21 protein-coding genes and 1 pseudogene are annotated in these 21,776 nt (G+C 71.5%); 9 read left to right on the top strand and 13 right to left on the bottom strand.

Annotated elements, in window-relative coordinates:
- The first annotated feature begins 41 nt into the window (after positions 1–41).
- The 3 genes from DFJ67_RS20590 to DFJ67_RS20580 all read left to right on the top strand — a co-directional run bounded on the left by DFJ67_RS20590 (position 42) and on the right by DFJ67_RS20580 (position 4,385).
- Positions 42–575 carry a hypothetical protein gene (locus DFJ67_RS20590; protein WP_116069488.1) on the top strand — a complete coding sequence of 178 codons (534 nt, stop codon included), beginning with the start codon at positions 42–44 and terminating at the stop codon, positions 573–575.
- An 817-nt stretch (positions 576–1,392) separates the two neighbouring features.
- On the top strand, positions 1,393–3,981 hold the full coding sequence (locus DFJ67_RS20585) for an ATP-binding protein (protein ID WP_116069487.1): 2,589 nt from the start codon (positions 1,393–1,395) through the stop codon (positions 3,979–3,981).
- A gap of 38 nt (positions 3,982–4,019) precedes the next feature.
- Complete coding sequence (locus DFJ67_RS20580; RefSeq protein ID WP_116069486.1) at positions 4,020–4,385, top strand: DsrE family protein; 366 nt, start codon at positions 4,020–4,022, stop codon at positions 4,383–4,385.
- A gap of 144 nt (positions 4,386–4,529) precedes the next feature.
- Here DFJ67_RS20580 and DFJ67_RS20575 read toward each other — a convergent pair whose 3' ends face one another.
- From DFJ67_RS20575 to DFJ67_RS43860, 7 genes and pseudogenes are all read right to left on the bottom strand, one after another.
- Positions 4,530–5,159, bottom strand: a complete 630-nt coding sequence (locus DFJ67_RS20575) for a response regulator (RefSeq protein WP_116069485.1) — start codon at positions 5,157–5,159, stop codon at positions 4,530–4,532.
- Positions 5,156–6,415 (bottom strand): sensor histidine kinase, encoded by a 1,260-nt coding sequence (locus DFJ67_RS20570; protein ID WP_239097399.1) that lies wholly within the window; start codon positions 6,413–6,415, stop codon positions 5,156–5,158. Before DFJ67_RS20570 ends, DFJ67_RS20575 begins: the two co-directional genes overlap by 4 nt.
- 10 nt (positions 6,416–6,425) lie before the next feature.
- Positions 6,426–7,172: an ABC transporter permease gene (locus tag DFJ67_RS20565; RefSeq protein ID WP_170215918.1), complete on the bottom strand. Its 747-nt coding sequence runs from the start codon at positions 7,170–7,172 to the stop codon at positions 6,426–6,428.
- Positions 7,173–7,233: 61 nt separating this feature from the next.
- Positions 7,234–7,905: pseudogene (locus tag DFJ67_RS20560) on the bottom strand (ABC transporter ATP-binding protein); the annotation flags it as partial.
- A 103-nt stretch (positions 7,906–8,008) separates the two neighbouring features.
- Positions 8,009–8,518 carry a hypothetical protein gene (locus DFJ67_RS20555; protein WP_116069482.1) on the bottom strand — a complete coding sequence of 170 codons (510 nt, stop codon included), beginning with the start codon at positions 8,516–8,518 and terminating at the stop codon, positions 8,009–8,011.
- Between the two features lie 4 nt (positions 8,519–8,522).
- Positions 8,523–10,253, bottom strand: a complete 1,731-nt coding sequence (locus DFJ67_RS20550; protein ID WP_116069481.1) for a PHP domain-containing protein — start codon at positions 10,251–10,253, stop codon at positions 8,523–8,525.
- Positions 10,254–10,359: 106 nt separating this feature from the next.
- Positions 10,360–12,117 (bottom strand): chitinase, encoded by a 1,758-nt coding sequence (locus tag DFJ67_RS43860; protein ID WP_116069480.1) that lies wholly within the window; start codon positions 12,115–12,117, stop codon positions 10,360–10,362.
- 134 nt (positions 12,118–12,251) lie between these two features.
- Between DFJ67_RS43860 and DFJ67_RS44380 the strand changes: the two genes are divergently transcribed.
- Positions 12,252–12,698, top strand: a complete 447-nt coding sequence (locus DFJ67_RS44380; protein ID WP_275407681.1) for an NUDIX domain-containing protein — start codon at positions 12,252–12,254, stop codon at positions 12,696–12,698.
- Here DFJ67_RS44380 and DFJ67_RS20535 read toward each other — a convergent pair.
- Complete coding sequence (locus DFJ67_RS20535) at positions 12,659–13,414, bottom strand: ABC transporter ATP-binding protein (protein ID WP_203783957.1); 756 nt, start codon at positions 13,412–13,414, stop codon at positions 12,659–12,661. The genes DFJ67_RS44380 and DFJ67_RS20535 overlap by 40 nt on opposite strands.
- Positions 13,415–13,454: 40 nt before the next feature.
- Positions 13,455–14,114 carry an HAD family hydrolase gene (locus tag DFJ67_RS20530; protein WP_116069477.1) on the bottom strand — a complete coding sequence of 220 codons (660 nt, stop codon included), beginning with the start codon at positions 14,112–14,114 and terminating at the stop codon, positions 13,455–13,457.
- 129 nt (positions 14,115–14,243) lie between these two features.
- Between DFJ67_RS20530 and DFJ67_RS20525 the strand changes: the two genes are divergently transcribed.
- Complete coding sequence (locus DFJ67_RS20525; RefSeq protein WP_116069476.1) at positions 14,244–14,588, top strand: hypothetical protein; 345 nt, start codon at positions 14,244–14,246, stop codon at positions 14,586–14,588.
- On the top strand, positions 14,585–15,553 hold the full coding sequence (locus DFJ67_RS20520) for an SRPBCC family protein (protein ID WP_211333960.1): 969 nt from the start codon (positions 14,585–14,587) through the stop codon (positions 15,551–15,553). Before DFJ67_RS20525 ends, DFJ67_RS20520 begins: the two co-directional genes overlap by 4 nt.
- Before the next feature lie 23 nt (positions 15,554–15,576).
- Here DFJ67_RS20520 and DFJ67_RS20515 read toward each other — a convergent pair whose 3' ends face one another.
- Complete coding sequence (locus DFJ67_RS20515) at positions 15,577–16,803, bottom strand: TrbL/VirB6 family protein (RefSeq protein ID WP_147315556.1); 1,227 nt, start codon at positions 16,801–16,803, stop codon at positions 15,577–15,579.
- Positions 16,804–16,853: 50 nt separating this feature from the next.
- Positions 16,854–17,294 (bottom strand): Lrp/AsnC family transcriptional regulator, encoded by a 441-nt coding sequence (locus DFJ67_RS20510; RefSeq protein WP_116069474.1) that lies wholly within the window; start codon positions 17,292–17,294, stop codon positions 16,854–16,856.
- Between the two features lie 59 nt (positions 17,295–17,353).
- On the opposite strand from DFJ67_RS20510, the gene DFJ67_RS20505 reads away from it, so the two are divergent.
- A complete protein-coding gene (locus DFJ67_RS20505; protein WP_116069473.1) occupies positions 17,354–18,283 on the top strand; it encodes an SMP-30/gluconolactonase/LRE family protein in 930 nt (309 codons plus the stop codon).
- Here the strand turns inward: DFJ67_RS20505 and DFJ67_RS20500 are convergent.
- Positions 18,271–19,104 carry a metal-dependent hydrolase gene (locus tag DFJ67_RS20500; protein ID WP_170215917.1) on the bottom strand — a complete coding sequence of 278 codons (834 nt, stop codon included), beginning with the start codon at positions 19,102–19,104 and terminating at the stop codon, positions 18,271–18,273. The genes DFJ67_RS20505 and DFJ67_RS20500 overlap by 13 nt on opposite strands.
- 105 nt (positions 19,105–19,209) lie before the next feature.
- On the opposite strand from DFJ67_RS20500, the gene DFJ67_RS20495 reads away from it, so the two are divergent.
- Positions 19,210–20,343 (top strand): alcohol dehydrogenase catalytic domain-containing protein, encoded by a 1,134-nt coding sequence (locus DFJ67_RS20495; RefSeq protein WP_239097658.1) that lies wholly within the window; start codon positions 19,210–19,212, stop codon positions 20,341–20,343.
- On the opposite strand, the gene DFJ67_RS20490 is transcribed toward DFJ67_RS20495, so the two are convergent.
- On the bottom strand, positions 20,333–20,638 hold the full coding sequence (locus DFJ67_RS20490) for a helix-turn-helix domain-containing protein (RefSeq protein WP_170215916.1): 306 nt from the start codon (positions 20,636–20,638) through the stop codon (positions 20,333–20,335). The genes DFJ67_RS20495 and DFJ67_RS20490 overlap by 11 nt on opposite strands.
- A gap of 272 nt (positions 20,639–20,910) precedes the next feature.
- Here DFJ67_RS20490 and DFJ67_RS20485 point away from each other — a divergent pair, with 272 nt between their 5' ends.
- The gene (locus DFJ67_RS20485) at positions 20,911–21,774 is read left to right on the top strand and encodes a hypothetical protein (RefSeq protein WP_116069470.1); all 864 of its coding nucleotides are present in this window, start codon (positions 20,911–20,913) and stop codon (positions 21,772–21,774) included.
- Positions 21,775–21,776: the final 2 nt, after the last annotated feature.

Below are 21,776 nucleotides of genomic sequence, written 5' to 3'. Positions count from 1 at the left end.
CGTGCGAGCCGGCCGTGCCGAGCGGCGGTAACGTCGGCGGGGTGCACGGTTTCGCGCGCCGGGAGTTCACCCTGATGCTGCTCCGCCGGATGGCCGACTACCAGCCGGATCTGGTGGTCGAGGCCTACACCCGGCTGGGCGCCCGCAAGGCCGACTACCTGGCCGCGTTCAACCGCTGGCAGACCATGCTGCGCTCGCGCCGCGCACCGCAGGGCCTCGACCTCCTGCACGCGGTGCTCGGCCCGGAAGACCACCTGCACCCACTGCGCCTCGGCGACGTCACCGCGACCGTCTGCCACTGGCGCCTGCCACTCTGGCCGGACCTGCGCTGGCAGGCCATCATCGGCGCGGCCAACGTGGTGATCGACGGAACCTTGGTCCGCACGCCGGACACGCCCGCGCCGGTGCTGCCGGAGCCACCCGACCTCACACCATGGTCCTGCGTGGTCGCCGACACCCTGGCCCGCTGGCCCGACGCCCACCAGGTCAACCCCGACGTCGCCAGCCGCTGGCTGGTCGAGACCGCCGGCCACCGCCTCTGGTTCACCCACGGCCTGCTCCAACTCGTCGAGTAGACCGCGACCATCGGTCATCGTGCGCCGAGCCGGCGTCACCCGCCCGACGCGGCCGCGCGTCGGCCAGGGCGGCGTGTCCTCGTCGAAACTGTCTTTGCAGTCGTTGTCCGGCGGACCGCGAAGGCGCGCTTTTGCCGCGATAGCGCATATCTGGTTGAAGCGTCGGCGCATTTCTCGCTGGCGCGAGAGTGCATCTTTCCTCGGTGCCCACGCCGCTAGCTGTGATGTTCTTGTCGCCGGTGTGTCGGGTTGGTCGGCGACGTCCGTCGCTTTGGCCTTCGGTGTATTTCCCACTGGCCGCGAGGGCGCATTTCCCGTCGAAGTTGTCGGTGGCCGCGCGGCTGGTTGTAACGTTCCGCTTGTCGGCGCCGTGCCACGGGCGTGGTCCTGACGTGCGGCGACTGGTTGGCCCGAAGACGTTGTCGGCGAGGCAGGCGGAATGGGCGCTCGTTGTTCTGGACGGTTTCCGCCGGCAGTTGGAATGCGGGGATCGCGGTCAGCGCCACGCGTGCGGCGAAGACGCTCGGAATGGCGTTGGGTCAGCCCCCAGGCGCGATGGCGCTGATGCTCGCGACGGAACTGCTCACCCGCGGGCGAATAGCTGCGGGCAGCGGTGCGGTCGCGCATGACGGCTAGCTCTTTCGTGGTAAAGAACTGGAGCTGCCGCATGCGTCAATTGTCTCCCATCTCTGACCAGAAATCTGCCCCGAAAAGGCTTTCGATTATGGCCAATGGCCTGGGACACGACGGACCGTGTCCCGGTGCGCAGGGCCTATTTGAGGTGTGTGCGCCCGTCACGCGGTGAGACCATCGGCTGGTGGAGCTGTGGGAGCGGGCGGCGCCGCTGAGGGTGCTCGACGAGCTGCTGCGATCCTGCGCGACCGGCGGCCGGGTGGCGCTCGTCGCGGGCGAGGCCGGCGTCGGCAAGTCCGTGCTGATGGGCGAGTTCGCCCGCCGCGCCGACCGGCGTGCGCGGTTCCACTGGGGATGGTGCGACCCGCTGGTCACCCCGCGCGCGCTCGGCCCCGTGCACGACATCGCCCGGCACAGCAGCGGCGCACTCGCCGAGCGGCTCGCGGCCGGCGCCGCGCCCGAGGAGATCCTCGCGGCGCTGCTGGACCAGCTCGACCACCCGGCGGCCCGGCCGGTGCTGGTCGTCGAAGACATCCACTGGGCCGACGAGGCCACCCTCGACCTGCTGGTGCTGCTCGGCCGCCGGATCGGCCGGCAACACGCCCTGCTGGTGGTCACCTACCGCGACGACGAGGTGGGCGCCGGCCATCCCCTGCACCGGGCGCTCGCCGCGCTGCGCGGCACCCGGATCCCGCTCGCACCGCTGTCGCCCGAGCGCGTCGCCGCCGAGGCCGCGCGGACCGGGCGCGACGCGGCCACCGTGCTCGCTCTGACCGGCGGCAACCCACTGCTGCTGACGGAGTTGCTCGGCGCGGCCGGCGACCGCGCGCCGGAGAGCGTGCGCGGCCTGATCCTGGACCGGATCCGCGCACTTCCGGCGGCGGCCCGCGAACTGGCCCGGCTCGTCGCCGTCGCGCCGGGCCGCTGCGACCAGGCGCTCCTGGCGGGCCGCGACGACCAGATCGAAGCCTGCATAGCCGGCGGCGTCCTGGTCCCGACCGACGACGGCGTCGCCTACCGACACGAACTGCTCCGCACAGCCGTCGAAGACTCCCTCACGCCAAGGCAACGGACCGCCCTGCACGCGACCGCACTCGACGCGCTGATCGGCACCGGCGGCGTCGACCCTGGCCGGCTGGTGCACCACGCGCGGGGTGCGGGCGACGCCGACTCGGTGCTGCGTTGGGGTCGGATCGCCGCCGCGGCTGCCGCCCGGCAGGGTGCCCGGCGCGAGGCGGCCGACCACTACCGGGCCGCCGCGGCCCATGCTGACCGGTTGCCGCTGGCGGAGCAGGCCGACCTGCTGGAGCGCTACTCGGCTGCGGCCTACCTGGCCGGGACCGCCGCCGACGGGCTGGTGCCGCGGCGGGCCGCCATCGCCATCCGGGAGCGGCTCGGTGAGCTGGAAGCGCTCGGCGCGAGCTGGCGCTGGCTGTCGCGGATCGCCTGGTGGGCCGGCGACTCGGCGGAATCCCGCAGCGCGGCCGACCGGGCCGTCACGGTGTTGGCGGCGCTGCCGCCAGGCCGGGAACTGGCGATGGCCTACAGCAACCTCTCCCAACTCCTGATGCTCGACTACGAGTTCGCCGAGGCGATCGAGCTGGGCGAGAAGGCCCGCGCCCTCGCCGAGGAGTTCGGTGACGGCGAGACCGCCATCCACGCCGCCATCAACGTCGGCTCCTCGCAGATGCAGCTCGAGCTGCCCGGCGGCCAGGACACGCTGGAGGCGGCGTACGCGGCTGCGGCCGCTGCCGGCCACGTCGACCATGCGACCCGGGCGTTGCTCAACATCGCCGGTGGGCTGGCCGAGCAGGCCCGGTTCACGGCGGCCGCGCCGGCCCTCGACCGGGCGGTGGGCTACGCCCGGGAGCAGGATCTCGACGGCTATCTCCAGTGTCTGCTCGGAACCCGGGCCGGCGTCAAGCTGCAAGCGGGCGACTGGGCCGGTGCCATCACCGACGCCGACGAGTCGCTGCGGCTGCCCGCGCAGGGCGGCATCGGCCGGGTGCCCGCGCTGGTCGCACTCGGTCGCATCCACGGCGCCCGCGGCGACCAAAGCCTCGCGCTGTCCTATCTGGACGAGGCCGACCGGCACGCGGGTCCGGCCCGCGAAATGCAGTGGGTGGGGCCCACCAAGAGCGCCCGGGCGGAGCATTTCCGCTGGTACGGCGACCCGGAGCGAGCGGCCGCCGAAGTGCGCCCGGCACTGGCCCGGGCGGCCGGTCAGCGCGCCGCGCCGCACAGCGGCGAGTTGGCCTTGCGGCTCTGGCAGGCCGATGGCCGCACCTCGGCGCCGGAAGGCGCCCTCGCTCCCTACCGCTGGATGGTCGACGGCGACTGGCGCCAGGCAGCCAACGACTGGCACCAGCGCGGCGGCCACTTCCTCCGCCTCGAAGCGCTGGCCCTCGGCGACCTCGACGCCGTCACCGAGGCTGTCCGCGGCCTGGACGCGCTCGGCGCCACCCACGCGGCACAGTGGCTGCGCGGCGACCTCCGAAGGCGCGGCCTGCGTGGGGTGCCGCGCGGTCCGCGCCGCACGACCGTCTCCCACCCGGCCGGGCTCACCCCGCGGCAGGCCGAGGTGCTCGGCCTGCTCGTCGACGGCCTCTCCAACGCCGACATCGCCGACCGGCTGCGGCTCGCGCCCAAGACCGTCGATCACCACGTCTCCGCCGTGCTCGCCCGGCTCGGCGTGACCAGCCGCGGGCAGGCGGCGGCCCGCGCGCGCAAGTTAGGGATTTCTCCCCATTCCCCGGAGGGTCCGGCTTCCTAGCGTGGAGCCAGAATCCAAACCCGAGGGGGAGAAGAGAAATGCCCGGAAAAGCCGTCGTCAGCCTGACCACCGGCCTCGAAGACCCGGAGAAGGTGACCGTCGCCTTCCTGGTCGCGGTCGGTGCCGCCGAGCAGGGCCGGCCGACCCTGATGTTCCTGACCAAGGAGGCCACCCGGCTCGCCGTCAACGGCGTTGCCACCGGGGTGGCCTGCGAAGGTTGCCCGCCGCTGGCCGACCTGACCCGCCGCTACGCCGCGGCCGGCGGTGCGCTGCTGGTCTGCCCGATCTGCTTCGACGCCCGGAGGCTCGACAAGGGCGACCTGGTCGGCAACGCCGAGATCGGCGGAACGGTGCCGATGTGGCAGTGGATCGGCGACGAAGGCGCGACGACCTTCAGCTACTGAACCGTCGGCACCGCCGGCGCGTACCCATGAATGCGGTCGCTTCTCTCCGCAAAGCCGAGCGACCGCAGGGCCGGGCCAAACACGAACGTCAGCAGACCCGGCGGTGTGCCGCCGCGTCACCCCCAAGGTGCGGCGGCACATCCCTTATCGGCCGGGTGTGAGCAGCCCTCGGTGAAACGCCTCGGCCACGGCGGCGGCGCGGTCGCTGACGCCGAGCTTGGCGTAGATGTTGAGCAGGTGGGTCTTGACCGTCGCCTCGCTGATGAACAGCGTCGCGGCGGCCTCGCGGTTGTTCTTGCCGTCGGCGACCAGGGTCAGCACCTGCAACTCCCGCTCGCTGAGCGGGCCGGCGCTGGGCTGGCGGACCTGGTGCATCAGCCGGCTGGCCACCGATGGCGCGAGCACCGCCTCGCCGCGGGCCGCCGACCGCACCGCCCGGAGCAACTCGTCGCGAGGTGCGTCCTTCAACAGGTAGCCGGTCGCACCCGCCTCGATGGCCGGCACCACGTAGCTGTCGGTGTCGTACGTCGTCAGCACCAGCACCTTGCTCTCGACGCCGTGCTTGGCCAACTGGCCGATGGCGGTGACCCCGTCGACGCCCGGCATCCGCAGGTCCATCAGGATCACGTCGGGGCGCAGCGCGCGGGCCAGCCGCACCGCCTCGGCGCCGTCGGCCGCCTGGCCGAGCACCTCGAAATCGGGGTCGCGGGCGAACATCCCGCTGAGGCCGTCGCGGACGATCGGGTGGTCGTCGACCACCAGCAGAGTGATCATGCCGCTGCTCCCGCCGGGATCGAGGCCGAGATCGCGGTGCCGGCGCTCGGCTCGGACTCGACCTGGAGTGTCCCGGCGACCTGCTCGATCCGCTGCCGCATGGCGAGCAGGCCGAAGCCGCCGCCGGTTTTCGACACGGGCGGCTTGGCCGGGTCGAAGCCGCGGCCGTCGTCGCGGACGTCGAGGGCCACCTCACCGTCCAGGTAGGACAATGTGACGCCGACCCGGGTGGCACCGGCGTGCGCCGCGACGTTGGCCAGCGCCTCCTGCGCGGTGCGCAGCAACGCCAACTCGGCCTCCGCCGCCATCGGCCGCTCGGTGCCGGTCGTGGTCACCTCGACCGGGATGCCGTGCCGGGCCGACCACCGCTGTGCGACGCCGGCGACCGCGTCGCCCAGCCGCGCGCCGCGCAACGGCTCGGGGCGCAGCGCGTGCACCGAGCGCCGGGCCTCCTGGAGGCTCTCCCGGGCCAGGTCGGTCGCCGCACCGAGGTGCCGCCGCCACCGGTCGGGCTCGGTGGCCGCCTGCTCGGCGGCCTGTAGCTGGGTGACGATGCCGGTGAGGCCCTGCGCCAGGGTGTCGTGGATCTCCCGGGCCATCCGCTGCCGTTCCTCGTGGATGCCGGCCTCGCGCGCCTGCCCCAGCAGCCGCTCGTGCAGGCTGGCGTTCTCGGCGAGGGTCGTCTCCAGCCGCTCGTTGGCCGCGCGCAACTCCACCATCGTCCGGGCCCGCTCCTCGCGTTCCTTGTCGCCATGCCAGTCGATCCAGGCGAACGCCGTCATCGGCGCCGCGTTGATCAGGATGATCGCGAGGTGCAGCAGCAGCCCCTCGGCCGTCGCCAGCGGGATGCCCGCGGCCTGGGCGATGCCGGCCGCCGCGGCCACCCCGATCACGCCCGGGATCCGCCACGGCCAGGGCAGCACGCCGAAGGCGAAGAAGTAGCCGATCGGCGTGAGGAACCCGAAATAGGGCTCCTCGAGCACCAGGAGCAGCAGGATCGCGTAGAGGCCGACGAAGAAGATCGACATCGGCAGCGCCCGGGTACGCGCGGCCGGCCGCAGCGTGAACAGGCACAGGATCCACAGGCCCATCAACAGGATCAGCCCGAGCAGCAGCGGGGTGTCACCGTCGAGTCCCGGGTTCAGCAGCACGGTGACGCCGGCCATGACGGCCAGCAGGCCGTACACGGCGCGGTGGGCGAATCGCACCCACCGCTCCGTGCCGGCGTCGACTGCCAGCGGCATCGCGTTCCGCATGGAAGGCAACCTACTCCCACCGAAACAATTTGACCCCGAGCAGAGCGCTGACCAGTGCGTACCCGGCCAGCAGCGCCAACCGCCAGGCCGCCGGCCAGTGGCCCTGGCTGGCGTCGGTCAACGCGGTGACCGCGGCGCCCAGTGGTGTGGCCTCGCTCACGTGCCGCAGCACCGGCGGCATCGCCTGGAGGGGTAGCCACAGCCCGGCGAAGAAGGTGAAGACGTAGAACAGGATCGAGCCGGTCGCGTTGGCCGCCTTCCCGGTCGGTGCGACCGCGGCGATCAGCACGGCGATGCCGATCACGGCGAGCGCGGCGAGAACCGCGGTGAGCGCGAAGGCACCCGGCTGCCGGGGCAGTGGCACGTCGAACGCCAGCCGGGCCACGGCGAGCAGGACCACGACCGCCACCACGGCGGTGCCGAAGCAGATCGTCAACTGGGCGGCGAGCACTCGCGCCGGGCCGACCGGGGTGGTCCGCATCCGGCGCAGCACACCCTGCTCCCGATAGCCGGCGAGCGTCGGCGGCAACGTGTTGAGGGCCAGCATGGCGATGACGAACGCGACCAGAATCGGCACGAACGTGACGAGCAGGGGTTGCCCGTCGAAGCCGTTGACCGGGTCGGTGAAGAAGTCGAGGTTGCCGAACACAGATAGCAGGGCGACCGGGAACAGCACCCCGAAGATCGGGCCGATCTTGTCGCGCAGGAAAAGCGTGAACTCGGTGGCGGTCAGTTGCCGCAAGGCCTCAGTTGACATCAGCGTTCTCCCCGGTCAGTGCGACGAAAGCGTCTTCAAGGCTGGCCCGCTCGAGGCCCAGTTGCGCGGCCGCCCGCTTGGCGAGCGCGGCCGGCGTGTCGACGGTCACCACCCGGCCCGAGTCGATCACCGCGACCCGGTCGCAGAGCCGCTCGGCCTCTTCCATGAAGTGGGTGACCAGCACGATCGTGACGCCGCGGGCGCGCACGTCGGCGATCAGCTTCCAGGTCTCCCGGCGGGCCCGCGGGTCGAGCCCGGTGGTCAACTCGTCGAGCACCGCGATGCGCGGATTGCCGACGAGCGCGAGCGCGATAGACAGGCGCTGCTTCTGGCCTCCGGAGAGCTTCCCGAATCGGGTACGCCGCACCGCGTCCAGCCCGAGCGCCGCGATCAGCGATTCGGCGTCGGCCGGCTCCGGGTAGAAGGACCGGTAAAGATCGAGCGCCTCGCCCACCTTCAGCTTCTCGGGAAGCTGCGCGTCCTGGAGTTGCACGCCGACCCGCTGGGTCAGCTCGGCCCGGTCGCGCCCGGGGTCGAGCCCGAGCACCCGGATCGACCCGCCGTCGGGCTTGCGCAGCCCTTCGACACATTCCACCGTCGTCGTCTTCCCGGCACCGTTCGGCCCGAGAATCCCGAAGATCTCGCCTTCGTCGACGGTGAACGACACATCCTCGACGGCGACCTTGGCGCCGTACTTCTTGTGCAGTTCCCGCACTTCGATAACCGCTGTCATGCCAATAAGCCTCGGCGCCGGAGCGCTCGGCGGGCACCGACCAGCTAGCGGTCCGAAGGCCGGTCGCGGTGGATTCCGGCGATCAACCGATTGGTGGATCGGGCTAGTGCAGGGAGCAGCAGGGGATCTCTTCCGGCATCTCGAACGGAGCGATCCGGCCATCGACGTGCGGCAGGGTGACCAGGGTGAGGTGGCCGGCCATCCAGAGCGGCCGGACATGGTCCCGGGTCTCGACCAGCGTGTCCGGCGTCGCGGGGGCGCCGCCCATCACCGTGACGCGCTCGATGGCGCTGAGCGACAGGATGTCCGCGACGCTCAGCGTGCCGACCAAGGCGTCCCGACCCGGGTAGGCGAAGGCCCGGCCACCCTGGCCCGAGAGGTGTTCCTCCCGGGCCAGGGCAGCCGCGGCCGCGAGGCCGTCGGGGACCGGTGGCAACTCCACCGAAACCCCCGACGGCAACGCGATGCTGAACGCCACGTGCGAGCTCGGCACGCGCAACAGGTGGGTGCAGGCGACGACGCGGTCCCGTTGGTCGCCGAGCAACTCGACGAACCAGTGCTCCGCCGCCCTTACATCCTTATCGGCGCGGTCGAATCCTACGTGGACGGTCATCGAACTAGTGGGTCTCGACCCAGATCGGGTTCGTGTAGAACCACAGGTCGGCCCACGGGTCGGCGTCGCCGACGACGTCGATCGCCGGGCCCTCGGCGTCAACCGAGACGCCCAGGTAGCCCGGGCCCTTGCGGTTGCCGTCGGTGCCCCGGACCCGCACGTAGTAGGACTGCTCGGCGCGGCCCAGCGCGTACGTGAAGGAGACCTTCTTCTGTCCGGTGCCGACCTCGAACGACTTCTCGACCCGGGTGTTCGGGGTGGTGAAGGCGTCCTTGTCGGCCGGCTTGCCGGTCACCTTGCCGCGGATCACGTCGACCCGGGCCAGCTTCGGCACGAACTCGGCCCAGTTGGGCAGCACGGCCAGGTCGATCGAGATGACCAGCTCGAGCGCGGTGCCCTTCTTGACCGAGACGGTGCCGCCGAGCGGGGTGCCGCCGTCCTTCGAACGGTCGCCGGCCTTGCGGACCCGCATGTCGAGACCCGCGAGCAGACCACCGTGGTCGACCCAGATGCGGCCCAGGCGCAGGCCGTCCATCACCGCGAGGTAGGAGTCGGTGGTGGCACCCACGTGGGTCTTGCTGTAGTAGCCGGGCCAGAAGTCGACGTTGGTCGTGTTGACCGTGCCGCCGTGCACCGGGTCGAGGTAGTAGCCGAGCTCGTTGAAGTCGCTGTTACCGCGGACCGCGGTCTCCAGGAAGATGGTGTGCGCGTCCGAGTTCGCGGTGATCCACCACGGCTTGCCCTCGGCGAGCAGGCTGTCCCAGAGGCCACCGACCGTCGCGGTGAACCAGTCGAAGCCACCCCAGGTGCGGTAGCTCTCCAGCGGGTACGGGAACGAGTTGGCCGACGGGCTGTTGCCGTAGGCGCCGCGGGCCGCGCCCGGGCCGCCCTTGGCCTTGGACAGGCCGCCAGCCTGGTGGCCGGGGGCACCCTCCATGCCGATCGCGATGCCCGGGGCCGCGTCGCGCCAGCCACGGATCTCGTGCGGCGAGTCGATGCCGTTGCGGGCCGGGTGGTTGGCCAGGAACAGCGCGTGCTCGACCTTGCCGCGCTTGACGGCGTCGGCGAGGAAGTTGAGGCCGGAGATGGCCAGCGCCTCGTTGGCGGGCGTCGAGTCGCCGGCCGCCTTGACGCTCGAGTCGAAGTTGTTCTCGAACTGCTTGAGGACCGACAGCTCGTTCTTGCCCGGGTTGACGAACACGGTGCCGTGCTCGGCGGCCGGGATGTTCCACTCAAGACCCTGGAAGACCAGGGTGTCCTTGAGCGCCTCGCGGGCGGCGAGGATCTCCGGGTTGACCTTGTCCACACCGATCTTGGCGTGCGCCTCGCTGCCGTGGTCGGTGATGACCATCCAGTCCAGACCGTGCGCCCGGCCGTGCTGCACCTGGTCGATCACCCGGTACATGCCGTCGCTGCTGTAGTGCGTGTGGATGTGGTGGTCACCGGCGAGCCATTTGAAGCTGCCGCCGCCGTTGAAGCTGGCATGGTCGTGCTCGTCGTCCTTGCCGTGCGCGGACGCCGGCTCGGCGCCCCCGCCGACACCGGCACCCAGCGCACCCGCGGCGGCTACGCCGGCACCGAGCAGGCCGGCGCGGCGCAGGAACGCCCGCCGGCTGCGGTCCTCGGGGCGGAGCTCGTCGTCCGGGGTCGACAGGTCGAGAGCGGCGGGCAGGTCGCTGCCTCCGCCGATCCCGACCTCGTCGTGGTGGTGGTGGTGCCCATGGCCGTGGCCCATGTGTCCTCCTGATGAATGGCGTGCCGTCGGCCAACATCACGGAGGGCGGCGAACAGCGGGTGTTGCCTGAGCGCTCCTTACGTGAACGTTCGAATAGGGTCTGCTGCTAAGGCAACGCGTTGAGGAACGGCTCGTGGCTGTTGCGGAACTCCCAGTTGTAGAACCGGTCCCAGTTGATCGACCAGGTCATGAGGCCTCGGAACGACGGGTTGGTGCCGCTGCGCGGCGTGTAGCCACCGCAGTTCTGGCCCTTGACCAGGCAGTTGACCGCCTGTTGCACACCGGCCGGTGCGACGTAGCCATTGCCGGCGGTGACTGACGACGGTGTGCCGAACGCGACCTGGTCTTCGCGCAGCGGTGCGAAGACGTTGGCGGTGTTGCCGGCGACCGGGAACCCGGCCAGCAGCATGTCGGTCATCGCGATGTGGAAGTCGGCGCCGCCCATCGTGTGGTACTGGTTGTCGAGGCCCATGATCGGCCCCGAGTTGTAGTCCTGCACGTGCAGCACCGTGATGTCGTCGCGCAGCGCGTTGATGACCGGCAGGTAGGAGCCGGCGCGCGGGTCCTGCCCGCCGAACGGCCCGGAACCGTAGAACTGGTAGCCGAGCTGCACGAAAAACGTCTCCGGGGCCATGGTGAGCACGAAGCGCGACCCGTACCGCTGCTTGAGGGTCCGCACTGCCGAGATGAGGTTGACGACCACCGGCGTCGTCGGGTTACGGAAGTCGGTGTCGCCCGTGTTGAGCGTCAGCGAGTGGCCCTCGAAGTCGATGTCGAGCCCGTCGAGGCCGTAGCGGTCGATGATCGCGGCGACCGAGCTGACGAACCGGTCGCGGGCGGCGGTCGTGGTGAGCTGCACCTGCCCGTTCTGGCCACCGATCGAGATGAGCACCTTCTTGCCGGCGGCCTGCTTGGCCCGGATCGCGGCGATGAAATCGGCCTCGCTCTCGACACCTGGGCACTCGGCGACCGGGCAGAGCTGGAAGCGGATGTCACCGGAGGTGACGGACGTCGGCTCGCCGAACGCGAGGTTGATGATGTCCCAGTCGGCGGGCACGTCGGCCATTCGCAGATAGCCGGAACCGTTGGCGAAGCTCGCGTGCAGATAGCCGATCAGCGCGTGCTTCGGCAGGCCACTGGTCGGCGGCGTGGTCGTGCCGGTCGTGCCGGTCACGGTCGCGCTGCGCGGACCTTCACCAACAGTGTTGTACGCCGCCACGGCGTAGGTGTGCGTGGTGTTGGCGCCGAGCCCGCTCACGGTGGCGCTGGTGCCGGTCACGGTCGCCCGCAGCGTGCTGCCCTCGTAGACCCGGTAGCCGGTGACGGTGCCCGACGCGGCGCCCCAGGCGAGCGAGATCGACGAGCTGGTGGTGCCGGTGACCCGCAGCGCGGTGGGCGCACCCGGCACCGTCGGGTTTGGTGGGTTGCTCGTCGGCGGGTTGGTCGTCGGTGGCGTGGTCGGGCCGCCGCCGCCGCAGGAGGCTCCGTTGAGCGTGCAGTTGGCCGGCGTCGCGGCACCCGACCCGTTGAATCCGAAGGAGACCGACGCGCCCGGCGCGACCGTGCCGTTCCAGGACTTGTTGCGGAACGTGAACCGCTGACCCGACCGGGTCATATCAGCGTCCCAGAAGGTGGTGATGGTGGCGCCGGCCGGCAGGTCGAAGGCGACCGCCCAGGAGGTCAGCGCCGTCGTGCCGCCATTGTTGACGGTGTATTTGCCTTCCCAGCCCGAGCCCCAGTCGGAGACCTTGGTGAAGGTGGCGGTCGGGCCGGCGGCCGCGGCGCTGCCGGCGACCGCGACCGCGCCGACGGCGGCCACCACAACGGCGACCAACCCCATGAGAACCGATCGGGTACGACGCATTCCGGGCCTCCACATATCGATGGATGCCCAATTATTAAGACTGTTAACTGTTCCTGTCCAGACCCCTTCGACAGCGAAACCGCCTTGCCATGATCACCGGCAGCGGGTAGACCCGAGCGGTGAAGCAACCGCGCGTGAGGGCATCGTCCTATGTGACCCGTTCCGGCCCCGGCGGGACCGAGTTGCTGGTCTTCCACTATCCGACCAAGCCGCGCGAGGGTCACCACGTGCCGGGCGGCGGGGTCGACCCCGGCGAGCGCCCCGACCACGCCGCCGTCCGGGAAACCGTCGAGGAGACCGGGATCGCCGGCACGCTGACGCACGGTGGCCTGCTCGGCGCCGATCTCGGCCGCTACACCAACGGCAACCCGTTCATCGGCCTCTACTTCCACCTACTCAGCGACGAGCCGCGGGATGCCTGGACGCACACGATGATCGGCGACCCGGCCGCCTGGGACACCGGCCTGCCGGTCGCCTGCCGGTTCGTGCCGCTGGCTTCGGCTGGCCCGTTGCTGCGCACGAGCTGGCTCGACCAGTCGCGCTACCTCGACCACCTGGCGGCCGATCCGCTCCCCCGCTGACGGTCCGCGACAATTTCCCGGTGCAGGTCGAAGAGCGCCGGGTCATCGGGGGTACGCGGCCGCGGCCGCACGATCCGGTATTCCCGAACGATCCGAGCCGGCTGGTCGGCCAGCACGATCACCCGGTCGGCGAGGAAGGCCGCCTCCAGCACATTGCGGGTGACCAGCAGGCCGGTCCGTGGCTCGCGCAGCCACAGGTCCTGGAGCAGCAGCCGCAGCCGGCGCGCGGTCACCTCGTCGAGCGCGCCGAACGGCTCGTCGAGCAACACGATCTCGGGCCGCACGACGAACGCCCGGGCCACCGCGACCCGCTGGCGCTGGCCACCGGTGAGCGCCGGCGGGTAGGCGCCCTTGACGGCGGTCAACCCGACGTCGTCGAGCACCTGCCGCACGTCGTCGGGCGTCGCGCCGGCGACGCCCGCGGCCAGGTCGACGTTGCGCTCGACCGGGATCCAGTCGAGCAGCCGGGGCTGCTGGAAGACCACGCCGAAGCGGGGTTGCCCGGTGCCGGCGGTCACCGTGCCGCGGTCGGGCTGTTCGAGGCCGGCGACCAGGTGCAGCAGGGTGCTCTTGCCGGTGCCGGACGCGCCGACCACGGCCACCAGCTCGCCCGGCTCGACCCGCAGCGAGAAGTCGTGCAGCACGTGGCGGGTGGTGCCGGTGTCGCGGTCGAGGTAGGCCTTGTCGACACCGTCGAGGCCGATCGCCGCGCCCATATTTCCCATCTTGCCGATAGGAGAAAAGGGAGTCAAGGCCTCAGGTCAGGCGGGTGACCAGCTCCGCCAGCGACGCGACGGACTCGCCCGGCCACGCCGGGTCGGTGTCCTGGAACTCGGTCGTGCGGATCACCGCCATACCGACGGCCGCCGCGCCGGCCAGCTCGCGGTCGGCACCGTCACCGACGAACCAGCACCCCTCCGGGCGCACGCCGATGCGGTCGGCGGCGGCCCGGTAGATCGGTGGGTCCGGCTTGGCCGCACCGGCCTGCGGCGAGAACACCGCGGCGTCGAACCGCCGGGCCAGGGCGGTCGCCGGCCACAGCTCGGCGGTCTCGGCGGTGGTGTTGCTGATTAGCGCGAGCCGGTAGCCGCCGGCCCGCAACGTGTCGAGCGCGTCCAGGGTGGCTGGCGTGACGTCGGCGAGCAGCCGCGCGCCCAGGTCGAACCGGAGCCGCAAGGCACGCGCCACCGCGGCGTCCGAGGGCCGCGCGCCGAGGCGGCCGGAGAGGATCCGCACGGTTTCCGCCGCGCCCCAGCGGACCAGCCGGTCGGGCCAGCTCTCGTGGTGGGCGCGGACGAAGGCGGCCGGGTCGACGCCGACGACCGCCGCCATCTCCTCGAGCACCCGGTCGCGAGCGGCGTCAGCGCCGGGAACGAGGGTGTTGAACAGGTCGAAGACGACGGCGGTTCGCGGCACAGCGGCACCGTACCGGCTGGGGTCGCGCTCTCGTACCAGACCAAATCGGATTATATGTCCTTATTCACGTTTTGCCGTGGCGGCTACGGGTAGGGCAACAAGGATGGCCGGACAACGGAGGGAGCCATCATGAAGCCTGGTGGGGGTGCCGCGCTGGCGGTCGGCGTCGGATACGTGCTCGGCCGGCAACACAAACTTCGCACGGCGCTGATGGTCGGCGCCGCGGCCGCGGGCGGCCGGATGGCGGCCCGCAACGCCGGCGGCGGTGGCGGCAATGGCAAGGGGCAGGACAACCAGGGCAACCACCACGGTTCGGGCCTGGTGAGCAAGCTCGGCGGTGCCGGAAAGACGGCCGCCGTTTCCGCCTTCGTGCGCTCCGCCGACCGGATCGGTGAGCGACTCACCGAGCGGGCGATGGCGATGCGCCAGGGCGACTCCGACTCCGACTCCGACTCCGGAGAGGAAGACAAGTGAGTAACGGTAGTAACGGATCCGGCGGCCCGGTCACCGGGAAACTGCTGGAAGGACTGCAAAGCATTGCCGGAGCGGTGGCCGACAAGGCCATGGCGTCGGTCAACGACAAGGTAGGAGACCTGACCGACCGCCTCACCGAGTTTGCGGGCGGCGGCGACGGCGCCGGCAAGACGGCGATCGCGAAGGGCATGGAGGGCCTCCAGCAGGGCGACTCGCCCGTGAAGGCGCTCGCCGGAGCGGGCGTGGCCGGCGGCAAGGAGGGGGTCAAGCAGGCGTTCGGCGGTGGCAACAAGAAGAGCGGCGGTAAAAACTCGCTCAAGGTCACCAACATCGTCGAGTCGATCGAGGTAGGTGTGCCGGTTTCGGTCGCCTACAACCAGTGGACCGAGTTCAAGAGCTTCCCCAGCTTCATGAAGAAGGTCGAAGACATCGACCAGGAGTCTTCCGAGAAGATGAAGTGGAAGGCCCAGGTCTTCTGGTCGCACCGCACGTGGGAGTCGACGATCACCGAGCAGGTGCCCGACGAGCGGATCGTCTGGACCTCGAAGGGCGAGAAGGGCTCGGTCGACGGCACCGTCACCTTCCACGAGGTCACCCAGGACCTCACCCGCATCCTGGTGGTGCTGGAGTATCACCCGCAGGGCTTCATGGAGCAGACCGGCAACCTGTGGCGCGCACCCGGGCGCCGGGCCCGGCTGGAGCTCAAGCACTTCGTGCGGCACGTGATGCGCGAGACCATCCTCAACCCCGACGACGTCAAGGGCTGGCGCGGCGAGATCCGCGACGGCGAGGTCGTCCAGGAGGACGAGCGCGGGGACGAGGGCGCGGAGCAGCCCGAGGACAAGGCTGCGGCTGACAAGGGCGACGAGCAGGCCAAGGACCAGTCCGACGAGGGCAAGCCCGAAGAGAAGAAGGACGAGTCCGAGACGAAGAAGGATGAGGAGAAGGTCGGCGCTGACGCGTAGTCGGCACCGACCCGCCTCCTCTTCTACCAGGTCCGGGGCTTACGCCTCGGCAGGCCCGTGTGGCGGGGCGGGCTCTCGACGTTGTCGCGCTTCTCTTCGCGGTCGGCGGCGACGGTCGACTGTGCCGAGATGTCCGGCTGGTCGCCGCCTTCCGTCTCGGCCTCCGCGGCGTGGTCGGTCACCTGCTTACCGGCTCCCGTGGCCCGCGCGGGGACATCATTCACACCGGCGTCGGTGGCACCACCCATGGTGTCGCCGACGTCGGTGTTCGCCGCACCGGCCTTGGGCGCGGCATCGCCGACCGCCCGGCCTGCTCCGTCGACGACCTCGCCCGTCGCCGGGCCAGAGCTGTCGACCACCTCGCCCGTCGCTCGGCCCGCACCGTCGACGACTTCGCCGGTCGCCGGGCCCGCGCTGTCGACCACCTCGCCGGTCGCCTGGCCGGCACCGTTTACCGCAGCCCCGGTCGCCTGGCCGGCACCGTTGACCGCCTGGCCGGCACCGTTCACCGCAGCCCCGGTCGCCTGGCCGGCACCGTTGACCGCCTGGCCAGCGCCGTTCACCGCAGCCCCCGTCGCCTGACCTGCACCGTTGACCACCTCACCGGTCGCCTGGCCAGCGCCGTTGACCACCTCGCCCGCCGCCCCGCCCACGTCGCGGGTGGCCTGGCCGGCTCCACCGCCGACGTCGCGCACCGCTCCGCCCGCGCCGCTGCCGACGTCGCGCACGGCTTCACCGGCGCCGCCGCCGACGTCGCGGACCGCGTGGCCGGTGCCGCCGCCGATCTCGCGCACCGCCTGGCCGGCGCCGCGGCCGGTGTCGGTCACGGCCGACTCGATGCCCCGGCCGGCCGCACCGATCGCCTTTCCGGCGTTCTCCACCAGCGGCGCGATGATCTCCGGGTGCTCGTCGATCGTGCCGAGCACGCTGTCGATGATGTGCGCGACGTTTTCCAGCCTGACCTTGAGCTGGGCCTGCGCGTCGACACCCGCGATGCCCAGATGGACCTGATCGATCGCCGCGTCGACGCCGACGTTGAGCCGCAACAGGCTCAGCACCTCGGCGTTGAGGGAGACCCGGGCCCGCAGGTTGGCGACATCCAACTCGATCTTGTCGACCTGAAGCTTGGGGATGTCGAGGAACACGTCGTCCTGGCGGGCGATGGGCGTATCCCGGTGCCCGTTGTGCTGGCCATCGTGGTGGTGGCCGTTGGGCGGCGGATTCGGCGGACGTACCCCATTTTCTGCCATGTTTTCGAGCATTTCAGGGATCGACCCCCGGGCACGCGCGCTTCGGCCAGCTAGGGACCGGTGATGTGGACGGGGCGATCGAAGAACGATTCGAGCACGACAATCGTCTCGGTGCTGCCCACACCGTGCAGCCGGCGCAACACGTCTTGCAGCTCGGCGGTGCCGGCAGCGCGGATCTTGAGTAGCAGCGACGCGGTGCCGGCGACCACGTGCGCCTCTTCGACCTCGGGGATCGCCGCCAGTCGCTCGCGGGTGGCGTCGTCGCCGACCCAATGCTCGCTGCGGATCAGCACGAACGCGAGCACCGGCGCACCCACTGCCGCCGGGTCGACCTCGATCGTGGTCCGCCGGATGACGCCACGGTCGCGCAGCTTGCGTACCCGATCATGGGCCGCCGCCGTTGACAACCCGGCAGCAGCGGCCAGGGCCGTGTAGGGCTGGGTCGCGTCGCGTTGCAGCTCGGCGATCAGAATCGCATCCGCGTGGTCCATCCCGAGACCGACTCCCATCCGCCGTTCACATCCAACACCGAACAGGATACAGTCTTTCCATGCTAACGCCATATGACGTTCGACGTGAGGTCGATCGGGTGCCCGCCCGGTTCGTCTCGGTCGACGAGCGGTTCGGCCGCACTGACGGCGACGCCCACCTGGAGCGGCTGTTCGGCAACGGGCGCTGGACCGAGGGCCCGGCCTACTTCCCGGCCGGGCGCTACCTGGTCTTCAGCGACATCCCCAACGACCGCCTGCTGCGGTGGGACGAGGCGACCGGTGCGGTCGGCGCGTTGCGGCAGCCGGCGGGCTTCACCAACGGGCACACCGTCGACCGCGCCGGCCGGCTGGTGAGCTGCGAGCAGGGCAACCGGCGGGTGACCCGCACCGAGCACGACGGCAGCATCACCGTGCTGGCCGACCGCTACCGCGGCAAGCAGTTCAACAGCCCCAACGACGTGGTCGAGCGGGCCGACGGCTCGGTGTGGTTCACCGACCCGAGCTATGGCATCACCACCGACTACGAGGGCCACGCGGCCGAGCCGGAGCTCGACGGCTGCCACGTCTACCGGATCGACCCGCACTCCGGCGAGGTGCGGATGGTCTCCGACGAGTTCGAGCGCCCCAACGGGCTGGCGTTCAGCGCCGACGAGGAGACGCTCTACATCGCTGACACGCGGCGCAAGCACATCCGCCGGTTCAACGTCGCCGAGAGCGACAACCTGACCGGCGGCGAGGTGATCGCGACCTGCGACGCGGGCTCGTTCGACGGGCTGCGGCTCGACGCCATGGGCCGGATCTGGGCCGCCGCCCACGACGGGCTGCACTGCTTCGCGCCCGACGGCACGCTGCTCGGCAAGCTGCTGGTGCCCGAGATCGTGAGCAACCTGACCTTCGGCGGGCCGCAGCTCAACCACCTGTTCATCACGGCGACCACCTCGGTCTACACGCTGCGGGTCAACTTCAGCGGCGTGCGCTACCCGAGATAGGTGCGGGCGAACGGCGCCAGCAGCAGATAGGCGGCACCCAGGCCGAACAGCCCCATCGCCGGTGCGACCAGCCAGCGCTCGACCGCGCCGCCCGCCCGGAAGCGCATCCACCGCGGTGTGCCGACGGTGCGCCAGGTGCAGCCGCGGATCCGGGCCGGCCAGAACAGCGGGCTGCCCCAGTGGGTGAGCGAGTCGCCGAGCGAGTGGGCCAGCGTGCCCCAGCCGGCGGCCAGGCCGACCCACCACCAGCTCGCGCCCGGCTCGGCGACCTCGCGCACGGCGAGCGCCACGACGGCGGCGGCGACCAGCGAGCCCAGCGCCGCGGCGTATTTGCGGGCCCGCTTGCCGCGCACCTGGCCGGGGATCAGCGCGTCGATGATCTCGGCGCGGGTGTTGGGGCGCAGGGCGGTGTGCGTCGCCAGCCAGACCGCGAAGCCCACGATGACGACGCTGGTCGTGACGCCCCAGACCCGCCCGGCCAGGGCCGCGATGGCGAACACCGCGAGCGCGAACGGCACGGTGTGGGTGATCAGCCGGTGGCCGCCCTGCCCGGGCCGGCGGTCACAGTGGTCACAGGTGGCCTTGCCGAACGCGCCGGCCGCGTCGGAGACGCTCCGCGAGATCAGCCGGGTGACCGGCCCGAGGGTGCGGGAAACGGTCGAGCCGGGGTGGTCGATGTCGGGCAGCAACGCGAAGCCGGACGAGACGACGGCGCCGGCGACCACCGCCACCGGCCCGACCGGGTGCCCGGCCGCGACCAGCCCCGCGCATCCGCCCAACCAACCAACCGCTCCGGAGAGCGCGTGCGACTTGCCCATCATGGACCCAAGTATCGGTGGGCGGCGCACATCGCTCGCCGCACGACACACGTGAGGAATCCTCCGACTCGTTGACATGGAACGTTGCCCTGCTTAGCGTCCGTGGCCGTGCCCACCGTGATCACGACCCGAGCGGCAGTGCTCGAGGAGAGCGGGCGACCGGCGCCCTATGGCGACAGCCGCCCGCTGACCGTGGATTCGGTTGAGCTGCGCCCGCCCGGCGCGGGCGAGGTTCTGGTCCGGGTCGCCGCCGCTGGGCTGTGCCACTCGGACCTGTCGGTCATCGACGGCTCCCGGCCGCGGCCGCTGCCGATGGTGCTGGGCCACGAGGCGGCCGGTGTGGTGGTCGAGGTCGGGCCGGGCGTACGCGGCCTGCGCGTCGACGACCACGTGGTCTGCGCGTTCGTCCCGGCCTGCGGCGGTTGCGCACCCTGCCAGTCCGGCCGGCCGGCGCTGTGCGAACCCGGCGCGGCCGCGAACACCGTTGGTTCGCTGCTCAGCGGTCACCGGCCGTTCCGGCGGGGCGGCCTCGAACTGCACCAGCATCTCGGCGTCTCGGCGTTCAGCGAGTACACGGTCGTGGCGGCGGAGTCACTGGTGCCGGTGGACCGGTCGGTGCCGCTCGACCGCGCGGCGCTCTTCGGTTGCGCCCTGTTGACCGGCGTGGGTGCGGTGGTCAACACCGCCCGGCCCAGGCCGGGGACCGCCGCGGTGGTGTTCGGCCTCGGCGGCGTCGGTCTGGCCGCCGTGATGGGCGCCCGCGTCGCCGGTTGCCATCCGATCGTCGCCGTCGACCCGGTCGGTTTGAAGCATCCGCTGGCTCGGCAGGCCGGTGCGACGCAAACGCTCGACGGCGGTCCCGACACCGTGGCCGCGGTGCGCGACCTGACCGGCGGCGGCGCCGACGTCGCGATCGAGGCGGTCGGCAGCGCGGCCGTGCTCGCCGCGGCCTACGCCGCCACCCGGCGGGGCGGCACGACCGTCACGGTCGGCCTCCCGGATCCGCGTCAGCTGCTGTCGATCCCGGCCGTGTCGCTGGTCGCCGAGGAACGTACGCTGCGCGGCTCCTATTTGGGCGGTGCGGTGCCCCGCCGGGATATCCCGCGCTATATCGCGCTTTATCAGGCCGGATCGCTGCCGGCGGACCTGCTCCTCGGCGGCCGGCTGCGGCTCGACGAGATCAACGAGGGCTTCGACGCGCTGGCCGCCGCGACGACCGCCCGCCAAGTGGTCATCCTGTGATCGGCTGCCAGTCGTCGGGTTCCCACCGCGACGGGTCGCGGGTCATCCCCAGCAGGTAGGTCACCGAGCAGGTCAACGCCGCCGCGAGGTCGGGCAGCTTGCCCAGGTCGAGCCGGCGGCCGTTTTCCATCGCGCTCACCGTGCGGTTGGTGAGCAGCACCCCGCGCCGGGTCAGCAGGTCGGCGAGGTCGGCCTGGGTCAGGTCGAGCTGTCGCCGGCGCTCGCGGATCCGGCGGGCGCAGATCCACTGACGCTCGGCGGTGCGGTCGCTCGACAAGTCGTCCGGCGCGCTCACGGCAATCGCCGCCTTCCACAACGGGACGACCCAGTGTTCGCCCGATCTCGGAGTGCCGCAACCAGTCCCCGCACTGGTCATCCATGCGGGTGAACGGCCGTCTGGGCGACACGGGACAACGGTCTTGAGCGATGCGCCACAGCGGGCTTATGCTGGCCAAAACGGTCGACATGATCGCTTTTGACCTGTTCAACCGCCACTGCCACGCGCTGCCCCGTGGGATCCGCCGTCCCGTTCAGGCCCAGCAAAGAAGCCGAGGTGCAGCAGCGCTCATGAACATCGATGCGGCGCGGACCATAGCCGACACCGTCCTGTGCGCCGGACCGGTGCTCCGCCCCTACCGCGCAGCGGGTCACCGCGACCCGAGCCGATGGCAGTTCGGCGTGCTGATGCCGGCCGACATCGCCGCCGCCAACGAGTCGCTCTCCGCGACCGCGCAGACCGAATGCCTGGTGGAGGCCCGTGACGGCTTCCGGCTCTGCGTGCTGCTGCGCTTCCTTCAGGTGCAGCGCCGGGTGGTCTACCGCTGGCTGCCGGAGCGCGGCCGGTTCAAGCCGGTCGGCTCGCTAGACGTCGACGGCGGTCCGCTGGCCTCCTGCGACGAGGCGGTCGAGCACGAGATCCTCTTCGAGGTCGACGACGCGACGCTGCGCGGCAGCCCCGCGCGGCACACGGTGCGGGTGCCGGGCGGCTTCGACCGCACCGAACTGCACGACGCCCGCGGCACGCTGGTCGGTCAGGTGGTCCGCCACCGGCGGCCGCTGTGCGCGATGGTCAACGTCAGCGCCCAGCCGGTGCTGGCCGCCCGCCCGGCGCGGCGGCTGCGCGTCTGGGTGGAGAACCGCACCCGGGCCGGCGCCGACGGCGACGAGGTCGCGCTGACCACCGCGCTGGTCGCCAGCCACCTGATCCTGTCGATCGACGGCGGCTCGTTCGTGTCGATGGTCGACCCGCCCGGCTGGGCCGCCGAGGCCGTGGAGAGCTGCGCCAACGTCGGCCTGTGGCCGGTGCTCGCCGGCCCGCCCGGCCGGCAGGACACGTTGCTGGCCACACCGCGGATCCTCCGCGACCACCCCGGTGACCTCCTCGACACCACCGTCGACGAGCTGCTCCAACTGCGTAACCTCGCCGGCTGACG

Origin of the sequence: Asanoa ferruginea, from assembly GCF_003387075.1 — a bacterium.
Classification (GTDB): Bacteria; Actinomycetota; Actinomycetes; order Mycobacteriales; family Micromonosporaceae; genus Asanoa; species Asanoa ferruginea.
This window is presented reverse-complemented; position numbering and strand designations above follow the sequence as displayed.

What these genes read in the sequence shown, in the direction of transcription:
- DFJ67_RS20580 (WP_116069486.1), top strand. Translation starts at nt 4,020, where the DNA reads ATGCCCGGAAAAGCCGTCGTCAGCCTGACCACCGGCCTCGAAGACCCG.
- DFJ67_RS20575 (WP_116069485.1), bottom strand. Translation starts at nt 5,159, where the DNA reads ATGATCACTCTGCTGGTGGTCGACGACCACCCGATCGTCCGCGACGGC.
- DFJ67_RS20570 (WP_239097399.1), bottom strand. Translation starts at nt 6,415, where the DNA reads ATGCGGAACGCGATGCCGCTGGCAGTCGACGCCGGCACGGAGCGGTGG.
- DFJ67_RS20565 (WP_170215918.1), bottom strand. Translation starts at nt 7,172, where the DNA reads ATGTCAACTGAGGCCTTGCGGCAACTGACCGCCACCGAGTTCACGCTT.
- DFJ67_RS20555 (WP_116069482.1), bottom strand. Translation starts at nt 8,518, where the DNA reads ATGACCGTCCACGTAGGATTCGACCGCGCCGATAAGGATGTAAGGGCG.
- DFJ67_RS20550 (WP_116069481.1), bottom strand. Translation starts at nt 10,253, where the DNA reads ATGGGCCACGGCCATGGGCACCACCACCACCACGACGAGGTCGGGATC.
- DFJ67_RS43860 (WP_116069480.1), bottom strand. Translation starts at nt 12,117, where the DNA reads ATGCGTCGTACCCGATCGGTTCTCATGGGGTTGGTCGCCGTTGTGGTG.
- DFJ67_RS20535 (WP_203783957.1), bottom strand. Translation starts at nt 13,414, where the DNA reads ATGGGCGCGGCGATCGGCCTCGACGGTGTCGACAAGGCCTACCTCGAC.
- DFJ67_RS20525 (WP_116069476.1), top strand. Translation starts at nt 14,244, where the DNA reads ATGAAGCCTGGTGGGGGTGCCGCGCTGGCGGTCGGCGTCGGATACGTG.
- DFJ67_RS20515 (WP_147315556.1), bottom strand. Translation starts at nt 16,803, where the DNA reads ATGGCAGAAAATGGGGTACGTCCGCCGAATCCGCCGCCCAACGGCCAC.
- DFJ67_RS20510 (WP_116069474.1), bottom strand. Translation starts at nt 17,294, where the DNA reads ATGGACCACGCGGATGCGATTCTGATCGCCGAGCTGCAACGCGACGCG.
- DFJ67_RS20505 (WP_116069473.1), top strand. Translation starts at nt 17,354, where the DNA reads ATGCTAACGCCATATGACGTTCGACGTGAGGTCGATCGGGTGCCCGCC.
- DFJ67_RS20500 (WP_170215917.1), bottom strand. Translation starts at nt 19,104, where the DNA reads ATGATGGGCAAGTCGCACGCGCTCTCCGGAGCGGTTGGTTGGTTGGGC.
- DFJ67_RS20485 (WP_116069470.1), top strand. Translation starts at nt 20,911, where the DNA reads ATGAACATCGATGCGGCGCGGACCATAGCCGACACCGTCCTGTGCGCC.